At 59.1% G+C, this 24,116-nt stretch carries 17 protein-coding genes; 11 read left to right on the forward strand and 6 right to left on the reverse strand.

The window, feature by feature from the left end:
• Nucleotides 1-30: 30 nt before the first annotated feature.
• From CLV84_RS02895 to CLV84_RS02920, 5 genes are all read left to right on the forward strand, one after another.
• Complete coding sequence (locus tag CLV84_RS02895; protein WP_104418233.1) at nt 31-1,077, forward strand: ligase-associated DNA damage response exonuclease; 1,047 nt, start codon at nt 31-33, stop codon at nt 1,075-1,077.
• A 129-nt stretch (nt 1,078-1,206) separates the two neighbouring features.
• Nucleotides 1,207-2,802, forward strand: a complete 1,596-nt coding sequence (locus CLV84_RS02900) for an ATP-dependent DNA ligase (protein ID WP_104418234.1) — start codon at nt 1,207-1,209, stop codon at nt 2,800-2,802.
• A gap of 208 nt (nt 2,803-3,010) precedes the next feature.
• Nucleotides 3,011-6,163: a SusC/RagA family TonB-linked outer membrane protein gene (locus CLV84_RS02905; protein ID WP_104418235.1), complete on the forward strand. Its 3,153-nt coding sequence runs from the start codon at nt 3,011-3,013 to the stop codon at nt 6,161-6,163.
• Nucleotides 6,164-6,188: 25 nt separating this feature from the next.
• Nucleotides 6,189-7,520, forward strand: coding sequence for a RagB/SusD family nutrient uptake outer membrane protein (locus tag CLV84_RS02910; protein WP_104418236.1), 1,332 nt, complete (start codon nt 6,189-6,191; stop codon nt 7,518-7,520).
• 441 nt (nt 7,521-7,961) lie between these two features.
• Nucleotides 7,962-8,435 (forward strand): hypothetical protein, encoded by a 474-nt coding sequence (locus CLV84_RS02920; RefSeq protein WP_104418238.1) that lies wholly within the window; start codon nt 7,962-7,964, stop codon nt 8,433-8,435.
• Here the strand turns inward: CLV84_RS02920 and nadB are convergent.
• Together nadB and zwf are read right to left on the reverse strand one after the other, a co-directional pair.
• Nucleotides 8,432-10,030, reverse strand: a complete 1,599-nt coding sequence (gene nadB, locus CLV84_RS02925) for an L-aspartate oxidase (protein WP_104418239.1) — start codon at nt 10,028-10,030, stop codon at nt 8,432-8,434. The two genes, CLV84_RS02920 and nadB, sit on opposite strands and share 4 nt — an antisense overlap.
• Nucleotides 10,031-10,384: 354 nt before the next feature.
• Nucleotides 10,385-11,920: a glucose-6-phosphate dehydrogenase gene (zwf, locus tag CLV84_RS02930; RefSeq protein WP_104418240.1), complete on the reverse strand. Its 1,536-nt coding sequence runs from the start codon at nt 11,918-11,920 to the stop codon at nt 10,385-10,387.
• Between the two features lie 110 nt (nt 11,921-12,030).
• Here zwf and CLV84_RS02935 point away from each other — a divergent pair, with 110 nt between their 5' ends.
• The 5 genes from CLV84_RS02935 (at nt 12,031) to CLV84_RS02955 (ending at nt 16,638) form a co-directional block, all read left to right on the forward strand.
• The gene (locus CLV84_RS02935) at nt 12,031-12,474 is read left to right on the forward strand and encodes an RpiB/LacA/LacB family sugar-phosphate isomerase (protein ID WP_104418241.1); all 444 of its coding nucleotides are present in this window, start codon (nt 12,031-12,033) and stop codon (nt 12,472-12,474) included.
• Between the two features lie 141 nt (nt 12,475-12,615).
• Nucleotides 12,616-14,127: an NADP-dependent phosphogluconate dehydrogenase gene (gene gndA / locus CLV84_RS02940; protein WP_104418242.1), complete on the forward strand. Its 1,512-nt coding sequence runs from the start codon at nt 12,616-12,618 to the stop codon at nt 14,125-14,127.
• Nucleotides 14,128-14,247: 120 nt separating this feature from the next.
• Nucleotides 14,248-14,898 (forward strand): YceI family protein, encoded by a 651-nt coding sequence (locus tag CLV84_RS02945; protein WP_104418243.1) that lies wholly within the window; start codon nt 14,248-14,250, stop codon nt 14,896-14,898.
• Between the two features lie 67 nt (nt 14,899-14,965).
• A complete protein-coding gene (tsaE, locus tag CLV84_RS02950) occupies nt 14,966-15,388 on the forward strand; it encodes a tRNA (adenosine(37)-N6)-threonylcarbamoyltransferase complex ATPase subunit type 1 TsaE (RefSeq protein WP_104418244.1) in 423 nt (140 codons plus the stop codon).
• A gap of 14 nt (nt 15,389-15,402) precedes the next feature.
• Complete coding sequence (locus CLV84_RS02955; RefSeq protein WP_104418245.1) at nt 15,403-16,638, forward strand: alanine dehydrogenase; 1,236 nt, start codon at nt 15,403-15,405, stop codon at nt 16,636-16,638.
• Nucleotides 16,639-16,754: 116 nt separating this feature from the next.
• Here CLV84_RS02955 and CLV84_RS02960 read toward each other — a convergent pair whose 3' ends face one another.
• The 3 genes from CLV84_RS02960 to CLV84_RS02970 all read right to left on the reverse strand — a co-directional run bounded on the left by CLV84_RS02960 (nt 16,755) and on the right by CLV84_RS02970 (nt 22,564).
• Nucleotides 16,755-20,327 carry a hypothetical protein gene (locus tag CLV84_RS02960; protein ID WP_104418246.1) on the reverse strand — a complete coding sequence of 1,191 codons (3,573 nt, stop codon included), beginning with the start codon at nt 20,325-20,327 and terminating at the stop codon, nt 16,755-16,757.
• Nucleotides 20,328-21,325: 998 nt separating this feature from the next.
• On the reverse strand, nt 21,326-21,751 hold the full coding sequence (locus CLV84_RS02965; RefSeq protein WP_104418247.1) for a hypothetical protein: 426 nt from the start codon (nt 21,749-21,751) through the stop codon (nt 21,326-21,328).
• 6 nt (nt 21,752-21,757) lie between these two features.
• Nucleotides 21,758-22,564, reverse strand: a complete 807-nt coding sequence (locus CLV84_RS02970) for a ParA family protein (RefSeq protein ID WP_104418248.1) — start codon at nt 22,562-22,564, stop codon at nt 21,758-21,760.
• A gap of 259 nt (nt 22,565-22,823) precedes the next feature.
• On the opposite strand from CLV84_RS02970, the gene CLV84_RS02975 reads away from it, so the two are divergent.
• Nucleotides 22,824-23,468, forward strand: coding sequence for a hypothetical protein (locus tag CLV84_RS02975; protein ID WP_146088683.1), 645 nt, complete (start codon nt 22,824-22,826; stop codon nt 23,466-23,468).
• On the opposite strand, the gene CLV84_RS02980 is transcribed toward CLV84_RS02975, so the two are convergent.
• A complete protein-coding gene (locus tag CLV84_RS02980) occupies nt 23,465-24,109 on the reverse strand; it encodes a class I SAM-dependent methyltransferase (protein ID WP_104418250.1) in 645 nt (214 codons plus the stop codon). The two genes, CLV84_RS02975 and CLV84_RS02980, sit on opposite strands and share 4 nt — an antisense overlap.
• Between the last annotated feature and the right edge of the window lie 7 nt (nt 24,110-24,116).

The raw sequence follows: 24,116 nt of genomic DNA on the forward strand, positions 1-24,116 counted from the left end.
CTACTACCCCCAGCCTCCGTTGCACCATCCATGCCCCTCCTCACCTTCAACGAATGCGGGATCTACTGCGAGCGCGCCGACGTCTACATCGACCCCTGGAAGCCGGTGGACCGCGCCCTCATCACCCACGGCCACGCCGACCACTCGCGCTGGGGGAATAAGTACTACCTCTGTACCCGGACCGCTGCGCCCGTCATCCGCTACCGACTGGGCGACATCAAGCTGGAAACCGTGGAGTTCGGCGAGGTAAAGACAATCAACGGCGTCAAATTCAGCTTCCACCCCGCGGGGCACATCGTCGGCTCGGCGCAGATCCGCGTAGAATACAAGGGCGAGATCTGGGTCGCCAGCGGCGACTATAAACTGGAGGACGACGGCCTCTCCGAAGCCTACCAGCCGGTCAAATGCCAGCACTTCATCACCGAATCCACCTTTGGCCTACCCGTCTACCGCTGGACGCCGCAGGAGGAGGTAATGGCCGACATCAACGACTGGTGGCGGCAGATCGCCAGCGAGGGACGTACCGCTATCCTGACCGGCTACGCCCTCGGCAAAGCACAACGCTTACTGAACGGACTGGATACCTCCATCGGTAAGATCTACACCCACGGGGCCATCGAGAACACCAACGAGGTGATGCGCCGGCAGGGCGTCAAACTGCCCGCGACCACCCGTGTCACCCGAGAGATCAACAAAAAGGAATACCTCGGCAACATCGTCGTGGCCACCCCCGGTGCCATCGGCCAGCCCTGGGTAAAGAAGTTCGGGAACGCCAGTATCGGGGCCGCCTCCGGCTGGATGACGCTGCGGGGGGCGAGAAGACGCCGGGGAGCCGACCGCGGCTTCGTGCTGAGCGACCACTGCGACTGGCCCTCCCTGCTCGAAGCCATCGACCTCACGGGGGCGGACAACGTCTACGTGACCCACGGCTACACGGCCATCTTCAGCAAGTACCTCCGCGAGCAGGGGCTGAACGCCGTGGAGTTGCACACCGAATACGAGGGCGAATTGGCGGAGATCGAAACGAAGGGGAATGCGGAGACGGAGAAGGAAAATTTGGCGGCTGATGCGGAGTGAGGTTCACCACAGAGGTAACGGAGGGTTTCACGGAGGAATCACGGAGGCTTTTCTTCATGTTGTAAATTCTGTGGACCTCTGTGAAGCCCTCTGGGTCCTCCGTGGTGAACCTCAGCAACCTCGATACCGATGAAGAACTTCGCAGAAATGTTCCGCCGCCTAGACCGCACCACCAAAACCAACGCCAAGGTGGACGCGCTCGCCGACTACTTCCTGCAGGTAGACGACGAAGACAAATTGTGGACGGTCGCCCTCCTCAGCCATCGCCGCCCCCGCCGGACCGTCAACTCCAAGCTGCTGCGCGCCTGGGCCTCCGAGTTGAGCGGCATCGATACCTGGATCCTGGAAGAGAGTTACCACGTGGTCGGGGACCTGGCCGAGACGATCGCCCTCATCCTGCCGCCGCCGGAGCAGGACTATGACCATACCCTGACCCACTGGATCGATTACATCCAGCAGTTTGCCGGCTACGACGAGGAGGGCAAGAAGGAAGCGGTGCAGGAAGCCTGGCGCGGACTCAATACCACCGAACGTTATCTGTTCAATAAGCTCATCACGGGCAATTTTCGCGTAGGGGTAAGCCAGAAGCTCATGACGCGCGCCCTCTCCCGGGCCACCGGCATTGAGGAAACCAACCTGGCCCACCGCCTAATGGGTAACTGGACCCCGAACGATACGACCTTAGAGGACCTGATCCACAGCGAATCGGCCACCGATGACATCTCCCGTCCCTATCCGTTCTACCTGGCCTACCAGCTGGAGCAGCCGGCGGAGGAACTGGGTAGCCCGGAAGAATGGCAGGCCGAGCACAAATGGGATGGTATCCGCGGACAAGTCATCGTACGCGATGACGAAGTGTTCGTCTGGTCGCGGGGCGAGGAACTGGTCAACGATAAGTATCCGGAATACCACGTCTTAGCTTCGGCGATTCCGAACGGAACGGTGATTGACGGGGAGATCCTGCCGTACCGCGACGGGCAGCCGCTCGGTTTCAATGTGCTACAGACCCGGATCGGCCGGAAGACGGTTAGCAAAAAACTCCTTAAGGACGCCCCGGTCGTGCTCATGTGTTACGACTTGCTGGAATACGAGGGCCGCGATATCCGTAAACTGCCCATGTCCGACCGCCGCGAGTTGCTAGAGCGCGTCGTAGCAGAAAACGATACCGGCGGGGTGCTGCAGTTGTCGCCCGTCTTCGCCTTTTCCCACTGGGACGAGCTGGCCGCCGAGCGGGAAACGGCGCGGGAGAAGTTCAGTGAGGGCATCATGCTGAAGCGCAAGGACAGCGCCTACAGGCAGGGGCGCAAGAAGGGCGACTGGTGGAAGTGGAAGGTCGATCCCCTGACCATCGACGCCGTCATGATGTATGCCCAGCGGGGGCATGGCCGACGGGCAAACTTGTACACCGACTTCACCTTCGGGGTCTGGGACGGCGAAGATTTGGTGCCCTTCACCAAGGCCTATTCCGGCCTGACCGACCAGGAATTCAACAAAATCACCGCCTGGGTGCGCCGCAACACCGTCGACCGCTTCGGACCGGTACGGAGCGTGAAGCCGAAGCAGGTATTCGAGATCGGCTTCGAGGGAATTCGAAAAAGTACCCGCCACAAATCGGGCGTGGCTTTGCGCTTTCCGCGGATGCTGCGCTGGCGACAAGACAAGCCCGTGGAGGAGGCCAATACGAAGGATGACCTGGAAGCGCTGCTGGCAACCTACGGGGGGTAAGCTCCGTAGTTCATCCGGTCTTGTAAGTTGCTTTGGAAGGGGAAGAAGTTATTTTTCCAAATTTTCTTTGATAGTTGATTGCCAATTGGTTAAGGCTTTCCGGATGCGCTTTTAACGGCTTTGCCCGTAACAGATCGACGGCAGGATTGAAGCCTTGGCAATAGGTGTTTGCACATATCTTAGGCGGTTCAATCAACTCACTAGTGCTATGAAACAATTACTACTGGTCCTCTGCGGGCTGGGGCTTTCCGTAAGCCTGGCCGCACAGCGGGTTATCGAAGGAACGATCGCGGACGATGCAGGAACCCCGCTGATCGGTGCTTCGATTCTCGCGGAAGGAACCACCACCGGCACCGTGTCCGACATCGACGGAAACTTCACCCTGACGGTGGCGGACGAGGTGCGCAATCTGATCGTCTCCTATACGGGATACGGAACGCAGACGGTGCCCCTCGACGGAAGTACCACCCTGGATATCGTGTTATCAGAAGACGCCGCCCAGCTATCCGAGGTAGTGGTCGTCGGCTACGGCAAACAAATCCGCAGTACCCTGACCGGCAACGTGGCCCAGATCGACGGGAGCGACATCGAAAACCTCCCCGTTTCCAGTGTGGAGCAGGCCATGCAGGGGCGCTCGGCGGGCGTTTTCGTCCAGTCGGTAAGCGGCAAACCCGGTGGCCGGATCAACATCCGCGTACGGGGATCCTCCTCGATCTCGGCGGGCAACCAGCCGCTCTACGTGGTTGACGGGGTGCCCATCACCAGCGGTACCTTCAGCAGCCCGGGCTCCGGAAGCCAGAACTTTTTGGCGGACCTCAACCCGAACGACGTGGAATCCATTGAAATCCTCAAGGACGCCTCGGCGTCGGCTATTTACGGTTCCCGTGCGGCTAACGGGGTGGTGCTCATCACCACGAAATCCGGACAGAGCGGTAAGGCCCGCATCAACCTCAACCTGAGCGGCGGGGCCAGCGAACCGAGTCGTTACCGGGAATTTCTCAACGCCGAGGAGTACGTCCGGTTATTCCGGCAAACCGCCGTCGGAGCCGCCCGCTACGACTTCAATAACCAACTGAACGACTTCGGCCTGGAAGGCGACGAGTACACCCTGGACAATACCATCGCCGCCTACACCGAGTACGTAGAAGACCGCCTCGATCGCTATAGCGGACCCAGCGACTGGCGTAACAACGAAACCAATACCGACTGGCAAGACGAGGCCTTCCAAACGGGAAGGAACCAGAATGCCGATCTGAGTTTGAGCGGGGGTACCGACAAACTGACGTATTACGCAAGCTTTGGCTACTCCGACCAGGAAGGGATTCTGGCGGGCAACGGCTTCCAGCGTCTCAGCTCCCGCCTGAACCTGGATGCCCAGGGATCGGAAAAGCTCACCTACGGACTGCGGTTCGGCTTCAGCCGCAGCGACAACGAGCGGGTCAGTGACGACAACCAGTTCAGCACCCCGCTACAGTTGATCGCGCTTTCGCCCATTACGCCGGTACGGAATACCACCGGAGAAGACTTCGTGTACGACGGCACCACCTTCGCGCCCGGCCAGCTGTACGACCGGCCGATCACCACCTACTACAACGGATTGGTCGAATTGGCCAATACCGAAAAGCAATCCATTAGCTACCGGACGCTGGGCAACGTTTACGGACAGTACCAGCTCGCGCAGGGGCTCTCCGTGCGCGCGGAAGCCGGCATCGACGTGGCCAACATCAAACAGAACCGCTTCCTCGGCCGACTGAGCGACGGCGGGGAGGCCACCAACGGATTCGCCGATAGCCGCTGGGGCAATATCGTAAACTACACTACCAAGGCTCTGCTACTGTACGACCGTGGCTTTGAGGGTGGGCATAATGTCGATTTCGTCGGCGGCATCGAATTTCAGAAATCCACCGAGGAAAATATCGAGGTCGACGCCCAGGAGTTTCCTCTCGATCAGCTACGTACGATTGCCAGCGCGGCCGACATTACGGGCGGAACCACCGATCTTACCGAATTCGCCTTCCAGAGTTATTTCGGCCGGGCCAACTACAATTTCGAGCGGAAGTACCTCTTCAGCCTCAGTGCCCGCCTCGATGGCTCGAGCCGTTTCGGCGCCAACAACCGCTACGGATTCTTTCCCGCGGTGGCCGCCGGCTGGGTGCTGAGCGAGGAAGCCTTCCTAACCGACAACCCCCTGGTAAGCTACCTGAAACTGCGGACCAGCTACGGGCTTACCGGCAACGCCAATATCGGCAACTTCGAAAGCCTCGGCCTGTACGGGGCATCCAGCTACGGGTTCGTATCCGGCCTTGCACCTTCGCAGATTCCCAACCCCGACCTGACCTGGGAAACCACGAAGCAGTTCGATATCGGCCTGGACTTCGGATTCTTCAACAACCGGCTGAGTGGCGAACTCGACTACTACGTTAAGAATACCACGGATTTGCTCCTGAACGTCCCCGTGCCCGGCACGACCGGTTTCCGTACCCAGTTCCGTAACCTCGGCGAGTTGCAGAACCGTGGAGTGGAGCTGCTCCTCAACGCGGTCGTTTCCGACGGTGCCTTCGGCTGGAGCACCAGCTTCAACTTCGCCTACAACGACAACGAGATCAAAGCCCTCGCCCCGGACCAGGAAATCATCGACGACGGCGGCAACCGCTACATGAACGTCGTGAAGGTGGGGGAAAGCCTCGGCTCCTTTTACGGCTACGAGTACGCCGGGGTAAATCCGGAGAACGGTGACGGCCTGTTCTACGTAAACGCCACGGACGACGACGGCAACATCGTCGACCCCAACGCCACGACGAACGACGCGAACGAGGCGAATTTCGTGATCCTGGGGAACGCGATTCCTACCACCTTGGCGGGCTGGACCAATAATTTCAGTTTCGGAGGCCTAACCCTCGACGTTTTCTTTCAGGGCAGCTTCGGCAACGAGGTGCACAACTCGGCGGGCAACTTCCAGAGCTGCGGCGGTTGCTGGTTCGACAACCAAACGCGCGACCAGCTCGACGCCTGGACGCCGGAGAATACGGATACCGACGTTCCCGAAGCCCGCTTCTACTGGGGTAATGCCGACATCAACCGGAGCAGCCGCTACGTCAGCAGCGGTGATTTTATCCGGCTCAAAACCCTGACACTGGCTTACGAACTACCCGGAACGGTGTCCGGTCGGCTGGGGCTCAGCCGCCTGCGCTTTTACGTTACCGGGCAGAACCTGGCCCTGATCACCGACTACGCGGGCTGGGACCCGGAAGTAGCGGCGGACTTCCTGGCCGACGATTCGCCTAACATCCAGACGAGCGTTGATTTTTATACCGCTCCCCAGGCCCGTACCATCATCTTCGGCGTCAACGTCGGTTTGTAGTCCCCTCACCAACAAATAATATACCATGATTCAGAAACTAACACTGCTGCTGGGGCTGGGCTTCCTGACGGCCTGCGGCGACCAGCTGGAAATACAACCTTTTCAAAGTATCGGCGAGGAGGTGGCCCTTTCTTCCGACGCAACGGTCAAAGCCGTCCTGGTAGGCGCCTACGACCAAATCAGCAACGGCGACCTCTACGGGGGCAATAACCTGCGCGACGCCGAACTGCTCGGCGGAACCGGCGAACTGCTGTGGGTAGGCACCTTCAACGCCCCCGATGAAATTGCCCGCAAGCAAATTTCCACCGGCAACGGCGATGCGGAGGAGACCTGGCTGGAAAGCTACGAAGCCATCAATACGGCCAACAACGTACTGTCGGCCCTTGACGTGGTAGACGCCGACGATCGCGAACGCATCGAAGGCGAAGCCCGCTTCCTCCGGGGATTGCTGTACTTCGACCTCGTCCGCTTTTACGCCCTGCCCTACGAGGAAGGAACCCAGAACGATCAGCTGGGAGTTCCGATCGTGCTGGAACCCACCCGCGGCATCAGTGAAGAAACGAACGTGAGCCGCGCAAGTGTGGAGGCCGTTTATCAGCAGGTCATCGACGACCTCACCACAGCCGCCGAGTTACTCCCCGAAACCAACGGAATATTCGCCGACACCTACACCGCCACGGCCCTGCTCGCCCGGGTATACCTTCAGATGAGCGACTACGCGGCCGCCCGCGACGCCGCCAGCGAGGTGATCGAAAGCGCCAATTACCTGCTCACCCCGGAGTACGCCGCGGCCTTCATGAATGGCAGCAATTCCACCGAAGACATCTTTGCGATCCAGGTCAGTAGCCAGGACGGCGTCAACAACATGACCACCTTTTTCTCCGTGCCGGAGTTCGGCGGACGCGACGGCGACATCGAAATCCTGGATGCCCACCTCGCCCGCTACGAGGAAGGTGATGACCGCCTGGAGCTCTTCTTCCAGCGCGGCGGGGCCACCTTCACGGGTAAGTTCAACGACCAGTTCGCCAACGTGACGATCATCCGCCTGGCCGAGATGTACCTCATCCGCGCCGAGGCCAACGAACGCCTCGGTACCGAAGTAGGCGCCACGCCGCTCGAAGACATCAACCGCCTGCGCGACCGTGCCGGCCTGGATGACCTGGACGAGGTGGATCTGACCTTTATCCTCGACGAACGCCGGCGGGAACTGGCCTTCGAGGGTTTCCGCATCCACGACATCAAGCGGTTGCGGGAGACCATCGGTGCCTACGCCTACGATGCGCCGGAACTGATCTTCCCCATTCCCGCCCGGGAACGGGTCGCCAACCCCAACCTGGAGCAGAACGAAGGCTACTGACCGAGCCGCTGCATTTCAGTCTTCTTCTTGAATACCTCATCCCGCCGCACGTTCGGGGTGAGGTATTTTTTTTGCGCCGGAGCGCGGGTGCCAAACTCGATCCACCACCCATTGATGGCAGATTACTACCTTTCCCTCCATTCGATCGGGAGCTAAAGGAATAAATATGATTTGGCGCATCCTCTTGGAAGCCCTGTTTAGCAATGCCAGTCCGGCGGGGAAGCTGCCCTGCGAGCTACCCAACACTATGAAGGCAGTACGCCACCAGCGGTCGGACGCACCCCGGGATCAGAACAACCAGCTGTTGGAATATGGGTATGGGATGGAGTACGGTAGGTCCGGCGGAAAGTTGTTTGCCTGCGCTCCGGCGCCACATTAGTTTACCGCCTCCAGGCACTATTTGCGTGCCTTCGCTCTTAGCATGGTAGCTAATCCTTCACCTTGTACATTAAGCATTCCTTTCCGGCTTTCGGTTTCTACAATATGTTGGTGGGAGTGGGTCTTCTGATCATCGCGGGAGTGTTGGTCTGGGTGCATCCCGGCTCCGCCGTTCTTCCGGCGCTAGCGGGGGGCGGCTATCTGTATCTCGGGTATCACCTCCGAAATGCGGCAAGCCGGCAGATCGTCGTCTTCACTGCTATCGTCTATGCCGTATGGTTAGCTTACGGTCCGCTTGTTTATCAAGTGAGGATGAGTCCCGGCATCCTCATCGGCATCTTGCCGGGGAGTTTGGACCTGTCGTTTGATGTGGCCCTGCAGGCTGCTTACAACGCTACTGGCGATGCACCACCGGCCCTGGGATTCGATTTGCTGGCGCTGATCATACTATTCTACCTCGTGGACCAGTATCCCTTCGTCCCGGAATATCCCGCCCGTCCCCCGGAGGATATTCCGGACGCCGATTCCCGATCCTAAAGCACCGAATACTGCACGAAATCCGCCCGCTCCGGGTAGTCGGTGGTGAAGTGCAACCCGCGGCTCTCCTTACGTAGCGAGGCCGCTTTCGTGACCAGGTAGCCCACGGTGATGAGGTTACGGAGCTCGCACAGCTGGGGACTGACCAGGCTGCTTTTGTACAGCTCCTCCGTTTCATCGTGGAGGAGGTCGAGTCGATCCTTGGCGCGCTTCAGTCGCTTATCGCTGCGCACGATGCCCACGTAGCTGGACATCACCTCCTTCAATTCTTTAATGCTCTGGGTGATGAGTACCTGCTCCTTCGGCTCGGTGGTGCCGGTGCGCTCCCACTGGGGGATGCCGCGTTGCATAGGCTGGTTGTCGATGTTGGCGGCGATGGAGTGGGCGATGCGGTGGCCGAACACGAGGGCCTCCAGGAGGCTGTTGCTGGCCAGGCGGTTGGCGCCGTGGAGGCCGGTGCTCGTGCATTCCCCACAGGCGTAAAGCTGGTTGACGGAGGTACGGCCGAACTCGTCCACCTGCACGCCGCCACACATGTAGTGGCAGGCCGGCGTGACGGGGATCAACTGGCTCATCGGGTCGATGCCCTTTTCCTTGCACTTCTCGTAGATGGTCGGGAAATGGGCGATGAATTTGTCCCGGTCGAGGTGGGTGCAGTCCAGGCACATGAACTCCGCGCCGGTCAGCTTCATCTCGTTGTCGATGGCGCGGGCCACGATGTCGCGGGGGGCGAGGCTGCCGCGCTCGTCGTATTCGTGCATGAATTCGGTGCCGTCGGGCCGTTTCAGGATGGCGCCGAAGCCCCGTACCGCCTCGCTGACCAGGAAGGCCTGCCGTTCGATGCCCGGGTTGTAGAGGGCGGTGGGGTGAAACTGGACGAACTCCATGTTCTCCAGGTGGACCTTGGCGCGGTGGGCCATGGCGATGCCGTCTCCGGTGGCGATCACCGGGTTGGTGGTGCTGCGGTAGATCTGTCCGTTGCCCCCGGCGGCCAGTACGGTGGTTCTGGCCTGGATGGTACTGATCTCCCAGTTTTCCTTATTCAGCACGTAGGCGCCGTAGCACTCGATGTTCGCCGTCAGGCGGGTCACGATGTGGCCGAGGTGGTGCTGGGTCAGCAGGTCGAGGGCGAAGAAGTGTTCGTGCACGACCAGGTTGTCCAGGGTATCTGCCTTGGCGCTGAGGGCCCGCTGGATCTCCCAACCGGTGAGGTCCTTGAAGTGGAGGATGCGGTTCTCGGAGTGGCCCCCTTCCCGGCCCAGGTCATACTTCTCGAACTGGTCGAGGTCGAAGCGGGTTCCCCACTCGATAATCTCCTCCACGCGCTCCGGTCCTTCTTCCACTACGATGCGGACGATGTGTTCGTCGCAGAGCCCGGCCCCGGCGTCCAGGGTATCGGCGATGTGCTTCTCGTAGGTATCCGTGCCGTGATCCCACACCGCCGCCACGCCGCCCTGGGCGTAACTGGTGTTGCTCTCGTGCTCGTTGACCTTGGTCAGTACGTCAATTTTCAGGTCGGGCCGCAGCGTGGCGAGTTTGATGCCGGTGCTGAGGCCGGCTATGCCGGAGCCTATGATTAGTACGTCGGTGGTCATTTTCAATGGGTGAAGGACTGAATGATTGAATTAGTGAATGGCGGCGTAGGAGCCCGTCGCTGCGCTCCGGGGGATTGGGTGAGGGACTGAATTATTGAATTAGTGAATGGCGGCGTAGGAGCCCGTGGCTGCGCTCCGGGTCGTTCTGGTGATGAAGAGCAGGCTTTCAATGTAGAACGCAGTTTTCAGGAACCAGGCCGGTGGAAGTTGTTTGTGCCGTATGTATGCACGTACGCCGAGCAAAGCAAGGCGAAAATGCACGCATAACCATTCAAAATTCAGTGCTTCAAAAATTCACTAATTGCCCCTGCATGCGGGCTAATTCATTAATTCAGTCCTTCATTACCTCATCAATTACAACTTGGTGTAGTGCTTATCATCGATCAGCGACTCCGCCGGATTCCGCCAGCTGGCACCGGTGATGCCGTCCCACAGGCGGTCGGCTTCCTCGGGGCCCCAGGTGCCGGCGGTGTAGCGGGCCAGGGGCGCTTCGTTCTTTTCCCAGGCCTGGAGGATGGGGTCGACGAAGGCCCAGGCCTGTTCGACACTGTCGCCGCGGGCGTAGAGGGTGGGGTCACCCTTCATGCAGTCGAGTAGGAGGCGGCTGTAGGATTCGGGGACGTCCTTGGTGGTGAGGTCGCGGTAAAAGAAGTCCATATCGACGTTCTTCACGCGGAAGCCCTCGCCGGGGACCTTCATACCGAACTCCAGCGCCATCCCCTCGTCGGGCTGGATGCGCATGATGAGCTGGTTGTCGCACTTCAGGGCGTAGTCGTCGTAGCCGGAGAAGAGGGCCTGCGGCGGGTTCTTGAAGGTGATGACCACCTCGGTGACCTTCAGGGGCAGGCATTTACCGGTACGGATGAAGAAGGGGACGCCGGCCCAGCGCCAGTTGTCGATGAAGAACTTCATGGCGACGTAGGTCTCGGTCATGCTGTCATCGGGCACGCCCTCCGCTTCGCGGTATCCCTCCACGTGACCGTCCTTCGTATCGCCGGCATCGTACTGCGCCCGGACGACCTGCTGCGCCACCTGCTCGCCGGTGATGGCGCGCAGCGACTGGAACAATTTCATTTTCTCCCCGCGGATGGAGTAGGCATCGGCCCGGATGGGGGGCTCCATGGCCACGTGGGCCAGCACCTGCAGGAGGTGGTTCTGAATCATGTCGCGGAGCGCACCACTTTCGTCGTAGTAGCCGCCACGGCTGCCTACCCCTACGGTTTCGGCGGCGGTGATCTGGACCGACTGGATATAGTTGCGGTTCCACAGCGGCTCGAAGAAGCCGTTGGCGAAGCGGGTAACTAGCAGGTTCTGGACGGTTTCCTTGCCGAGGTAGTGATCGATCCGGTAGATGTCGTTTTCGCGGAAGACCGACTGCAGTTCCTCGTTCAGTTGCTTAGCCGATTTCTCGTCGTAGCCGAAGGGTTTTTCCACGACCAGCCGCGACCAGCCGTTTTCGGGCTTATTCAGTCCTACTTCGGCCAGCGCCTTGGGAATGGAACTGTACAGTTTAGGGGGCGTGGAGAGGTAGAAGATATAGTTGGATCCCGTTTCGAATTGCTCGCCGAGGTCTTCGAGTTTCGCTTTCAGCTTTTTGGCGTCTTCCACCCCGTCGTAGGCCTTCAGGTCCTGGTAGAAAAGCAGTTCCGAGAAGGCCTTTAGCTGGTCTTCGTCGTAGCCATTGCCCTGCATGAACTCGTTCTCGAACAGCACCTTTTCCCGGAAGGCCTCGTCGGTGTAGTCGGTCCGGCTCGCGCCGAGGAGAGCGAATTTTTCGGGGAGGTATCCCCCGCGGTAGAGATCGAAGACGGCCGGGATCAGTTTTCGCTGGGCCAGGTCGCCGGAAGCACCGTAAATGATCAGGATATGGGGGTCGATTGGGTTGGCCATGCGTGGGAGGGGAAAGCTTTTAAAATGGTTTCCCTATCAAAGGTCCCACTTTTTATAAGGTTTACGGCCCGTCTAAGGTAATTTTAGGCCCATCTTACAATACCGACTCTATGACCATTGGCATCGCGACCGACCACGGCGGCATCGAACTCAAACAACAACTCCAGGAATACCTGGAAGAAAAAGGCTTTACGGTAAAGGACTTCGGGGCCTTCGCCTACGACGCGGCCGACGACTTTCCCGACTTCGTGGTGCCGCTGGCTCGCGCAGTGGGGGAAGGGAAAGTAGACCGGGGCGTAGCCGTCTGCGGCAGCGGGGTGGGGGCCAGTATCGCCGCCAACAAGATCAAGAACGTACGGGCCTGCCTGATCAACGAGAGCTACAGCGCGCGCCAGGGCGTGGAGCACGACGACATGAATATGATCTGCCTCGGCGGCCGGGTGATCGGCATCGAGCTGGCTAAGGAACTCCTCGACAATTTCCTGGGCGCCGAATACCAGAACCTGCCCCGTCAGCAGCGGCGCATGGGTAAGGTGGCGGACCTGGAGCGGTAGCGGCGGCATCAGTCGCCGCGGCTGCGACGGTTAGGGCCGTGAACGCCCGTCAATCTACTTCCCGCCAACAGCGAACCAATCCAGCACTGAACCTTTACACCTACCTTGCACCCGCGCTCCGGCGCACGAAAAAATACTCCAATGGACCAGCAACTATATGATTTCGGCATGATCGGCCTCGGCGTTATGGGCCGCAACTTTCTCCTTAACGTGGCCGACGACGGCTTCGGCGCGCTCGGTACGGACATCGACCAGGAATCCGTCGACGCCCTCAACGAAGAGGGCAAGGAGATGCGCGTGAAGGGGGTCAGCACCCAGAAGGAATTCGTCAGCCTGCTGAGCCGACCGCGTAAGATCATGATGCTGGTGCCCGCGGGCAAGATCGTCGACAGCGTGATCGAAGGCCTGTTGCCCATTCTGGACGAGGGCGATATCCTCATCGATGGGGGCAACAGCCACTACGACGATACCGACCGCCGCTACGAATACCTCAAAACCAAAGGCATCCGCTTTCTCGGCGCGGGGGTTTCCGGCGGAGCAAAGGGGGCCCGCTTGGGTCCCAGCATCATGCCCGGTGGCGACCGCAGTGCCTGGGAAGACGTCCGGCCGATCCTGGAAACCGTAGCCGCCAAGGTGAACGGAGATCCCTGCGTGACCTACATCGGCGAAAAAAGTAGTGGCCACTACGTGAAGATGGTCCATAACGGCATCGAGTACGGATTGATGCAGCTCCTGGCCGAAGCTTACGATATCTTGAAGCGGGTTGGCGGAATGGACAACGACCAGATGTCCGAACTCTTCACCCGCTGGAATAACGGGCGGCTCAACAGCTACCTGGTCGAGATCACCGCGGCCATCCTGAAATTTCGGGAGGAGGGTAGCGAGACCCACCTGCTGGACGTAATCCTGGATAAGGCCAAGCAGAAGGGAACCGGTAAGTGGACGAGCCAGTCGGCGATGGACATCGGCGTTCCGATCCCCACTATTGATTCCGCGGTTACCATGCGGGCCATCTCGGCCTTCAAGGAATACCGGCAGGATAATTCCAAGCTTTACACCGTCGTCCATCCTGACGAGCCGTTGCTGAAGGGAGAAGGACTTGCGGAGGCCGTGGAAAAGGCGCTTTACTTCGGCTTCGTTTGCTGCTACGCCCAGGGCATGCACCTGCTCGCCGAGGCTAGTGAAGAGATGGACTACAAGCTCGACCTGGAGGGGATTGCCCGTATCTGGCGGGGCGGCTGCATCATTCGCGCTGAACTATTAGAAACGATTCGCTCCGCCTACGGCAAGCGGGAGGGCTTAAAGAACATGATGGCGACCATCGAGTTCCGGGAAGACCTGCACGACTGTCGGGACGCAGTAGCGGAGATCGTGCACCAGGCCAACGAGCGCGGGGTGCCATCGATGTGTCTCTCCTCGGCGCTGCAGTACTTCGAAGCCTTCCGGTCCGAACGCCTGCCGCTGAACCTGGTGCAGGCCCAGCGCGACTACTTCGGATCCCACACCTACGAGCGACTGGACGAAAAGGGAACGTTCCATACCACCTGGGACCCGAAAAAGATACACAAAGCCGGTGACGAAACCGACAGTGCCATCCCCACCGATCCGAACGAGGCGAAGGTGATGGATCCGCCCAGCGGGGCCGAGGGCTAAAATAAATTACGCGATATTAATGTATATACATTAAATTTGTGCCAACCTTAAACTCTGTGTACCTACACGGGTTATGTTTTCTTTCACCCTGTAGTATGGTGTTTACTCAACCTCATCATTATGAAAAGCATTTTCCCCGTTTTCCTTCTCGCGTTATTGGTAGCTGCCTGCGGCCCTTCCGGGACCGAAGTGGAGTCTTCCGACGCCGTAGCGGCCGCTGAGGCCGTTCCCGCCACTGCCACCTTTACCGTTGACACTTCCGCCAGTGAAGTGACCTGGGAAGGCTCCAAGAAAATTGGTGGCGGCCACGAAGGCATCATTCCCATCGAAAGCGGTACGCTTACCGCCAACGGTGAAGAGCTCGTAGGCGGTCAATTCGTCCTGGACATCACCCGCCTCGAAAACCGTGACCTCGACGGTGAGGGCAAGGGCAAGCTCGAAGGCCACCTGAAAAGCGCCGACTTCTTCGACGTGGCCCAGCACCCTACGGCGATGTTCGAAATCACCAGTGTGACCCCGGTTGATGGTGAACAGGACTACAACCACAACATTACCGGCAACCTGACCCTGAAGGGAACCTCCCGCAGCATCACCATTCCCGCCAACATCACCATGAGCGGCGGCCAGATCACCGCGTCGACGCCCGACTTCGTGATCGACCGTACGGAATGGGGTATGGAATACGGCAGCGGCTCCATCGCCGGCATCGCTCAGGACAACATCATCAACGATGAAGTTGGACTGAATCTGAGCCTGGTAGCCCGGCAGTAAGCTATCATTATCCAATCTGGAAGAGGTTGTCCGCCGCGGTGGGCAACCTCTTCTTTATTTTTGCACCATGAAGATCACCTATGCCCTGGACGCGGTACCCGAGGTGGCCGCTCGGCTGCTCCGGGAGGTCGGCACCGACCGAATCTACGCCCTGGAGGGTGCCCTGGGGGCGGGCAAGACGACCCTGGTGCGGGAAATTTGTCGGCAGCTGGGGGTTACGGACCCGGTTTCCAGTCCTACCTTCAGTATTGTCAACACCTACAGCAGTCCCGCGGGGGTTATTTATCACTTGGATTGCTACCGGTTGGAGTGCGTGGAGGAAGCGATCGATGCCGGGATCGAGGAGCTACTTGAAACGGCGGAATCGGCCGTCTTCGTAGAATGGCCGGCCGTGATAGAACCCTTATTGCCGGACGACGTTGTTTTTCTGCGCTTCGACCATGATGCTACCGATCCGGAACGGCGCCACCTCCAAATCACCACGGGCTAGCCCTAAGCTTCACTATGAGCAGCAAGGAAAAGGAAAAGATTGATCTCCCCAAGGAGCTGACGTCCACTTACGGACAGACCCAAACGGAGACTCTGGCCGTGGAATCGAAATCGGAGGAACTATTCATCGGTATCCCAAAGGAAATTATCCTCCAGGAAAAACGGGTGGCTATCGTTCCCAGTGGCGTCCATACGCTCACTAGCCGCGGCCACCGGGTACTGGTGGAAACCCAGGCCGGCGTGCCGAGCAGCTTTTCCGACCACGACTTTAGCGAGTGCGGGGCGGAGATCGCGTATTCCGCTCAGGAAGTGTACCGGCGCGCCCGCGTCATCGTGAAGGTAGCACCACCTACGCTGGAAGAGATCGACATGATGCAGGAGGGTAGCGTGCTGATCAGTCCGCTGCAGCTCCCCACCATTAACGCCGAATACCTCTACCGCCTGAAGCACAAGCGAATTATCGCCCTCGCCATGGAATATATGCAGGACGACGAGGGTAGCTTCCCGATCGTGCGCATCATGAGCGAAATGGCCGGTATTTGCGCCATTCAGACCGCTTCCGAGCTGCTCAGTACGAGTCACGGCGGTCCGGGTACCCTCCTCGGTGGCATCTCCGGTGTGCCCAGCGCGAAAGTGGTCATCCTCGGTGGAGGCGTGGTGGCCGAATACGCTACCCGTGCGGCCCTCGGCATGGGGGCGGAGGTACGCGTTTTCGACGACAACATCCACAAGCTGATGCGGCTGCAAAATTCCGTAGGCCGGCAGCTCTACACCTCGGCTATGAACCCGGTGTACCTACGGCGTGAGCTTCTGGATGCGGATGTCGCCATCGGTGCGATCCATTCCGAAACCGGCCGTACGCCGGTGGTGGTGAGCGAGGAGATGGTACGGGCCATGAAACCCCATTCCGTAATTATCGATATCAGTATCGATCAGGGTGGCTGCTTCGCCACGAGTGAGCTCACTACTCTCGACCGGCCCGTGTTTCACAAGCACGACGTGGTGCACTATTGTGTTCCCAATATCGCCAGCCGGGTAGGGCGGACGGCCTCCATCGCCGTCAGTAATATCCTCACCCCTATTCTGTTACGGACGGAAGGCGCCCGTAACTTCGAGCACTTCCTGTGCCATCACGCCGGTCTCCGACACGGTATTTACACCTTCCGGGGTTGCCTCACCAACCGCTACCTCGGGCAGCGCTTCGAGATGCGGCATACGGATATCGATCTGTTGATGACCAGCGGATTGTAACCTACTCTCATCCGGCGCTACAAGCCCCCCAATTCTTTCCCCGTCCCCAAAAGGGACGTCTACCCCTTAGCGAAGGCATCCTCCAGCGCAGCGAAGGGATGCCTAGCGCATTACCGCTAAAAATCCAGTCCTAAAGAAAGGTGCAATTTACCCGGCTGCCGGTTGCTGGTTTCTACCCCCCAACCGTAATCCGCCCGGATAAAGTAACCGAAAAGGGTAGTGCGCAAGCCGGCACCGTATCCATATACGATAGGCTCCCGGAAGCGGCGCACCCGCACCCGTACCGGACTGTAGCCATCGGCACTCTGATCGGGATACTCGGTGATGTTGACGGGATTGTCTTCGTCGAAGGGGTCCTTACCCGCCCAGGCGGTACCGATATCGAAGAAACCGACCAGCTGGAAGTCCCGCAGGAACGCGGATCGCAGGTTGTTGAACAGGTAGTTGAATACGGGTACCCGGAGTTCGGCGTTGGAAAGCAGGTACGTGCCGCCATTACGGATGTTGATATCGAAGCCACGCAGGGGGTTGGCAAGGTCCTGGAACACGAATTCGCCCGTTTGCGGGGTAGGGATGGCGTCGTTGAAGTTATTGACGACGCTGTTATCGGCACCTCCCAGGTAATACAGGATCTTCTGCTGCCCCAGGTTAGTGGCCCCGGCGAACCGCAATGCCAGGATGCTGCGCTTCAGAATGCGTTGGTAGTGTCGGGCATCTATCCCGACCACTCCCAGCATACCCGGTTCGAACTGGGAATCCACCCCCTCGTCGAAGGAGATATTGAAGCTCTTGTAAACGTCACCGTAGAATTTATAGCGCGTGCCCATCCGCAGATTGGTGCCTAACAGGAGGGTATTGTCGAAAACGTATTCGAGGCGCAGTCCGATTCGCTCCGTACTCAGGGGCTCGCTCCGGAGAGCCGCCAATTCGGTGGGCAACGTTTGGACGCGATCACGGCGCAGGGTTCCGATGGCGCGGACGCTGCGGAAGATATCGAGTGGATACCGCAGTCCGTACTGGGCCATCAGGGTATTCTCTTCCACCAGCCGGGGCTGGTTGAAAATGGAATTACTGTAAGCCCCCTCCTGGATGCGGCGGTTACGCCGGTAGAAAGTATACGTCCGATCGAGCCGGTGCTTCAGGTCGGAGCCGGTCAGGAAGTATTCCGTACCGTTAAAGCTGGTCGGGATACGCACGCCACCGGTAATGGAGTAATCCTCGAGTAGGTCCGTCAGGTTTCCCTTGAGCAAGATGCCGACCGGTTGTTGCGTATAGCCGTCGGGGTTTGCCACCAGCGCGTTCATCCCGTTGAAGAGCGGCTCGTTGTCGACCGTAGTTTTCACGTAGTTGACACGGAAGGTCGTGCGGTAAGCCGTTACCTGCCCCGGGCGAAAGCGATAGATCCGGTTCAACTGGGCCACCGGCCGTTCGCCCTGGAACACCGATCCGGCTCCCCGTCGGGGTTGGTCGCGGCCCACGATCGTCAATGGCGGACGCGTTCCCGTCGAATCCGGTCGTGCCGCCGGAACACCGTCGATATCCGTGGTGGCGGGGTCGGCGAGGATGTCTTCGGGTAGTTGTTCGACGGGCGGCGGTGCGACCGTATCCTCGAAGCGCGTCTGAAACAGCAGCCCCTCCTCATTGGTGGCCGTTTCCGGATTGATCTTGTTGGGGCGCATAATCCCGTCCCGCTGCTGTTGCACCTGGCTGGTAAACTCCGGCACGACTTGCCCGGCGGCCTGGTAACTCCGCCTGCGGTAGGCGGTAGGCGTCAGGTTGCGGATGGCCAGGGTGTCGAAGGTGAAGCGGCGCACGTAGGTGGTCCCCCCGTCGATAAAGCTTTCTACCCCGACGTTCACTTTCCGGCTGCCGTCCAGGCGCAGCACGTTGGTGCCGTAATCCGTAGTGGCTTCCGTAACGGCCCGTTCCATGTAGATCGGCCGAATCACGATGGAGTCCACCTTCATGGTGTCGAGTGCCTCAAGCGTGGAATCTCCGTGCATCACGATCTCCGTTCCGTCCGGTAAGTAAATCGTCTGCTCGTAGTGGTCCAGGTAGGTTTCCAGGTGCGCCTGGTAGCGGTTGTAAATGCCGTTGGCGTCGCTCAAATAGGCGAAGTGCTCGTCATCGATGGGGGCCGGTTCCCGCTCGTCAGCCAGCGGGGTATCCGTAATGCGGACCAAGGTTCCCGGCGTATTCTCCAAGTCGTAATAGAACAGGTCGAAATGCCCGATGGGCAGGAGGGTATCGAGGCGGGTAGCCAGCAGGGAAGTGTCGGGGCGATTGCTGGAAAAGACGACACCGCGACGTCCGCGTACATTCACCGGGGTGGCGTCGAGGTCGTCCCAATGGTCGTTGGTCAGATTAACGGCCTGTCGGGAAGCGGGGTAATACGTATACACGTCGCTGAATCCGTTGGCAATCGCGCTGATGAGAAAGCTACCCGGGTCGGCGTACTTCATGCTCAGCACCCGATCCAGTCGGATCCCGAGAATGTCGGTGGTCGACTTACCGGTGTTGAGATCGTGCAGCAGCAACTTCGGCTGATCCCGGAACTCGTACAGGATCGCCACTTCCTGGTTGGTGGGGGAGAAATCGACGAGGGGATAGGCGTAATCCGTGGCCTGCAGGAGGTTGCGTTGTCCGCCCTTTAACAGCAATTTGCGCTCGCCGGTATTGACATCCTGTAGGTAGACCTTGTACTTCCCGATCTCGTTCAGGACGTAGGCGATACGCTGGCCGTCCGGACTCACCTTCAACTGGGTGATCGGTAGCTGCCGTTTGTTTTTGATCTCCAGCAATCCGTCGGTGGGCAGGTTGCGGCCCCGGGCGTCTTCGTTGTACCGGTTGGTGTAGAATTCCTGCCAGTTGTAGAGGACGGTTTCGTAATTACTGCCCAAGACGTATAGGAATCCGTTCTCTACGGAGCGGTTAATCCGCGTCAGGTACAGCAGGTTGGAAACCGTCGGCCGACCGAGATTTTCGGCGATATAGTACCACATGGAGTGGCCGGCCAGTCGTGGGTAATCGGCGGCGAGGTCCTGAAAATCTTCGTATTCTCCGGTAGCCAGTAGATCCCGGAGCTGATCGTCGAGTTCGGAGCTCCATTCCTGGCCGAGGTAGCTGACCAGTCCGGGCTTGAACCAGGTAGGCAGATTCAGCAATACGGCATTTTGCACCACTTCCTGGACGGTCGATCCGTAAAGCAGTTGCTCGATGTACACGCTGGCCATGGCTTCCCGTACCTGCCGCCGCAGATCGGTGTGATCGCCGTTGAAGTAAACGAAGGCCTTGTTACCCAGGAATTTCGCCTGGGTGCCGGTCAGGTAGCTGGTATTGGTATTCAGCGACTGGTTGCCCACCAGTTCGAATACCTCCTCGTTGCCGATGTTGCTCTGCTTAACGTCGGTGATGTCCTGGTAGGTGATCAGTTGCACCTTCTCGTTCAACCGGCTCTCCAGCATCTTCTGGATGTAAGCAAAATCGTACTCCGCAAACTGGACGACCGCCTGGCCGATACCCTGGTTGTTGCCGTACCAGTACGTGATGAAGTTATCGGATTCGTACTTCTCCCAATCCTCGAAATCGTCGTGGTACTGCACCCGGTTCTTGCCGAACTCCACGCGGGAAGTCTGGGCCGGAAGCGCCGAAAATGCGCAGCAGACAAGAAAAAAGAGTAGAATACGCATGGAAGACCGTTTACATCGTTTGCCTGGCGCGATCCCCACATATGGGAAGGCCGTCAAGCAAGATAACGGAAAAGCCGGCGATAGGTTAGCGTTTAACTTCGGTTTGGTCGGGGGGAGGGAGGAGTGAATGGTTGAAGGGCTGAGTTAGTGAATGGTGGAGGTGCTCGCCTTCGGCTCGTGGGGGGGAGGAGTGAATGGTTGAAGGGCTGAATTAGTGAATGGTGGAGGTGCTCGCCTTCGGCTCGAGGAGGGAGGAGTGAATGGTTGAAGGGCTGAGTTAGTGAATGGTGGAGGTGCTCGCCTTCGGCTCGTGGGGGGAGGAGTGAATGGTTGAAGGGCTGAATTAGTGAATGGTGGAGGTGCTCGCCTTCGGCTCGTGGGGGGGAGGAGTGAATGGTTGAAGGGCTGAATTAGTGAATGGTGGAGATGCTCGCCTTCGGCTCGTGGGGGGAGGAGTGAATGGTTGAATGGCTGAATTAGTGAATGGTGGAGGTGCTCGCCTTCGGCTCGTGGGGGGAGGAGTGAATGGTTGAAGGGCTGAATTAGTGGAGATGCTCGCCTTCGGCTCGTGGGGGGAGGAGTGAATGGTTGAAGGGCTGAATTAGTGAATGGTGGAGATGCTCGCCTTCGGCTCGTTTTTCTTAACACCGATTGACTTCGTCGCTGCCTTCGGCGGTTCGGGCACAGATTATACACAGATTGGCTGCGCCGCTACTTCGTGGTTTCCCGCAGCACTAATCCGTCGGCGGACGAGCAAAGCTCGGCAGACGACGGATCCCCGAGCGAAGCGAGCCGGACGACCGAAAATCCGTATCCATCCGTGCCGGCGCAGCCGGTCTATGTTGGTTATCCCACACGAGCGGAGCGAGCTACTCCTTGCGGTAGCCAATTCACTAATCCAATCATTCAGTAATTCACCACATCCTCCCGGGCGGAGCGAGCTACCTCTTGCGGCAGCCAATTCACTAATCCAATAATTCGGTAATTCACCAATTACCTTACCCCTCTAAATACTTAGCCACCATCTCCTGCACCACGTCCTTCAGGTACATCTTTCGTTGCTTGGCTTCTTCCTTTAGGGTGAGCAGGTGGTCTTTGTTAAAGACCAGCGTCACGCGCTTGGTTTCTTCCTTGGTGGGCTCCTCGGGCTCGCGATCGGGGTCGTCCTGGACGGTGCTGCGAATGAGGTAGTCGAGGCCGGTACGACGGCGGTTGCGGCTGCTGCGACGATTATCGTCGCTGATGAAGACGTCGAGGTTCTTCGTGAAGTTCTTGCTGGTGATCTTCTTTTTGGCCTTCTTGGTCTTCACCGGTACGTCTACGTCCACCACCTCTTCCTCGACGGCCATGGGGTCGTCACCAATGAGGTAGTCATTATCCTCAAAGAGCCCGGATAGGTTGTCGGTAAAGCGTTTCTTGGCCATCTCGGATTACTTAGCGGGGGTCGTTGCGGGTTGCTCCTTTTTGCGGGGCCGGGTGTGGATCGGATTATCCGTCCGCTCCATGATCTCCTTACATACCTTTAGGTAGTCCTTGGCGCCGTTGCTGGAGCCGCTGTAGGTGAAGATGTCCTGTCCCTGCGAGGGAGCTTCCGCTAAGGAAACGTTATTCCGGATATAAGTTTCGAAGACCAGGGGACCGAAGTACTTGTGGATGGTTTCCACCACGTCGCGGTTGAGCACCTTGCGCTGGTCGTACATCGTGGCCAGTACGCCGCTGATGTGCAGGTCCTTATTGAGGCGGAGCTTTACCTTCTGGATGACCTGCTTAATCTTGGCTAGTCCTTGCATCGCCAGGAATTCGGTCTGCAGCGGGATGATCACCTGCTGGCTGCTCGTCAGGGCGTTCAGCGTAAGTAGCCCGAGGCTTGGCGGACAGTCGATGATGATGTAGTCGTAATCCGCGTCCACGCCGGCGAACAGCTCCCGCAGAATGAATTCGCGGCCGGCCTCGTTCACGAGCTCCATCTCGGCGCTGGAAAGATCCAGGCTAGAGGTCACGACGTGAAAACCTTCCTTCACCTCGAAGGGCGCCAGGTCGGATTCGCCCATCATACTTTCGTAGATGGTGACCGCCTGTCGCGGAATGCCGAGGCTCAGCGTCAGGTTAGCCTGCGGATCCAGGTCCACGAGCAATACCCGTTTTCCCAGTTCGACTAATCCGGCTCCGATGTTGATGGCGCTGGTGGTTTTTCCAACCCCGCCTTTGTGGTTCAGTAAGCTTACTACAGTTGCCATGCAAGGTGCTTGGTGTTGCGGCGAAGGTAGTGAATTTAATTCAAAATGTTGGGCGCCGGAGCGCAGGAAGGATCCGGATTGGCGGAAGTTGAAGATTTCAAAACGCTCATACCATCCACTCCGTCGTGGCCGTGGCTTTGCGACCGCTTTCGCCGGCCTCCGTAGATGAAACGGCGTATTCCTGCGTTGGAAAAAGCGTCACCCGCTTACGCGGCCCGGTGGTTTTAGCCCCCGATTCCTGTTCACCTGACCCTGAATAATGTACACCCCACAGCGCCTAGCCGCCCTCTTCCTTCTGTTGGCCCTGATCGGTCGCCCCGTGCTCGCACAAAACAACAGCATCATCTCCATTGCCCCGGACCTGACGATACTGTTGAATAAGCAAGGGCTCAATCTCTACGACAACGGCTACCTGGTCGATCATGCGCCCTCTAACCTCAGCTTCGGCCTGTCCGCGCTGCGGCGGCATTATTCCCGGGCGGGTAAACCGCTTTCCTTTGAATACGGTCTGCGGTTGCATAAGGAAACCACCCGGCTGGACGTAACCGGACCGAACGCCGAGCGGTCCGGTATCACCCTGCACCAGCTCGGCGTGGGCGTGCCGCTCCGGGTCTTCTTCGACGGCTGGAAGAAGGGCAAGGGCCTGATAAAGAACCAGAGTGGATTGTTCGTGGAGCTCATGAACAGCGCCAACTTCCGGGGCGATCTGTCGAAGAACGTCTACACTTCCCACCTGTCCCTGGGGGCCAGGACGAAGGGCCGCGTCGTATACTTCCAGATTGCCTTCGGCTGGCCGGTCTACACCAGCCAGACCTTCTTCACCGCCCTGGATCGCGGCTTCGCATTCACCAATAATCAGCGCCGCTTCGCGCTGTTGACCCTGGGCTATTCCCTGCCGGATTAATCCTTCCGGCCGGCCGGTAGCGGCTTCCGCCCCACGAAGCGTACCACCGAACCCAGCCCGTTGTGGTACTTCCCTTCCCGGAGCTCCACTTCCTCTTCCGCCAGCCGCTGAATCGTATATCCCGGAAAATCACGACGCAGATCCTCCACGGAGAACAGCAAGCGGGCGTCCCACGGTCCCCCGACTTCCGGGTCGCGTTCCCGGTACGCCAGATGGTCTGCGCCGAACGCCTCGAAGAGGAGGGCGCCGCCGGGTTTCAGGTAGGTGTGCAGCAGGGCGTGGTAGTGCGTCCGTACGCTCGGGGGGAAGTGGGCGTAGATCAGCGCCACCGCGTCGAACTGCCCGACGGCATAGCCGAGCTCCGGCAGGTCACCCACGCGGTAATCGATCCGCACCCCGCGGTCCGTGGCCAGTTGCAGTGCCTTGGCCCGCCCCGCCGCACTGATGTCGAAGGCGGAGACCGACCATCCCCGTTGCGCCGCGTATACGGCGTTGCGCCCTTCCCCCTCGGCGCCGAAGAGGATGGTTCCGGGGGGCAGGTCTTGCAGCTGAGCGGCCAGAAAAACGTTCGGTTCGCTGCCGTAGGCGTAGCCGGGTTCGCCGAAGCGGGTGTTCCAGAGAGTTAGCCAGTCGTTTGCCATGGGTGGT

Origin of the sequence: Neolewinella xylanilytica (assembly GCF_002934605.1) — a bacterium.
Classification (GTDB): domain Bacteria; phylum Bacteroidota; class Bacteroidia; order Chitinophagales; family Saprospiraceae; genus Neolewinella; species Neolewinella xylanilytica.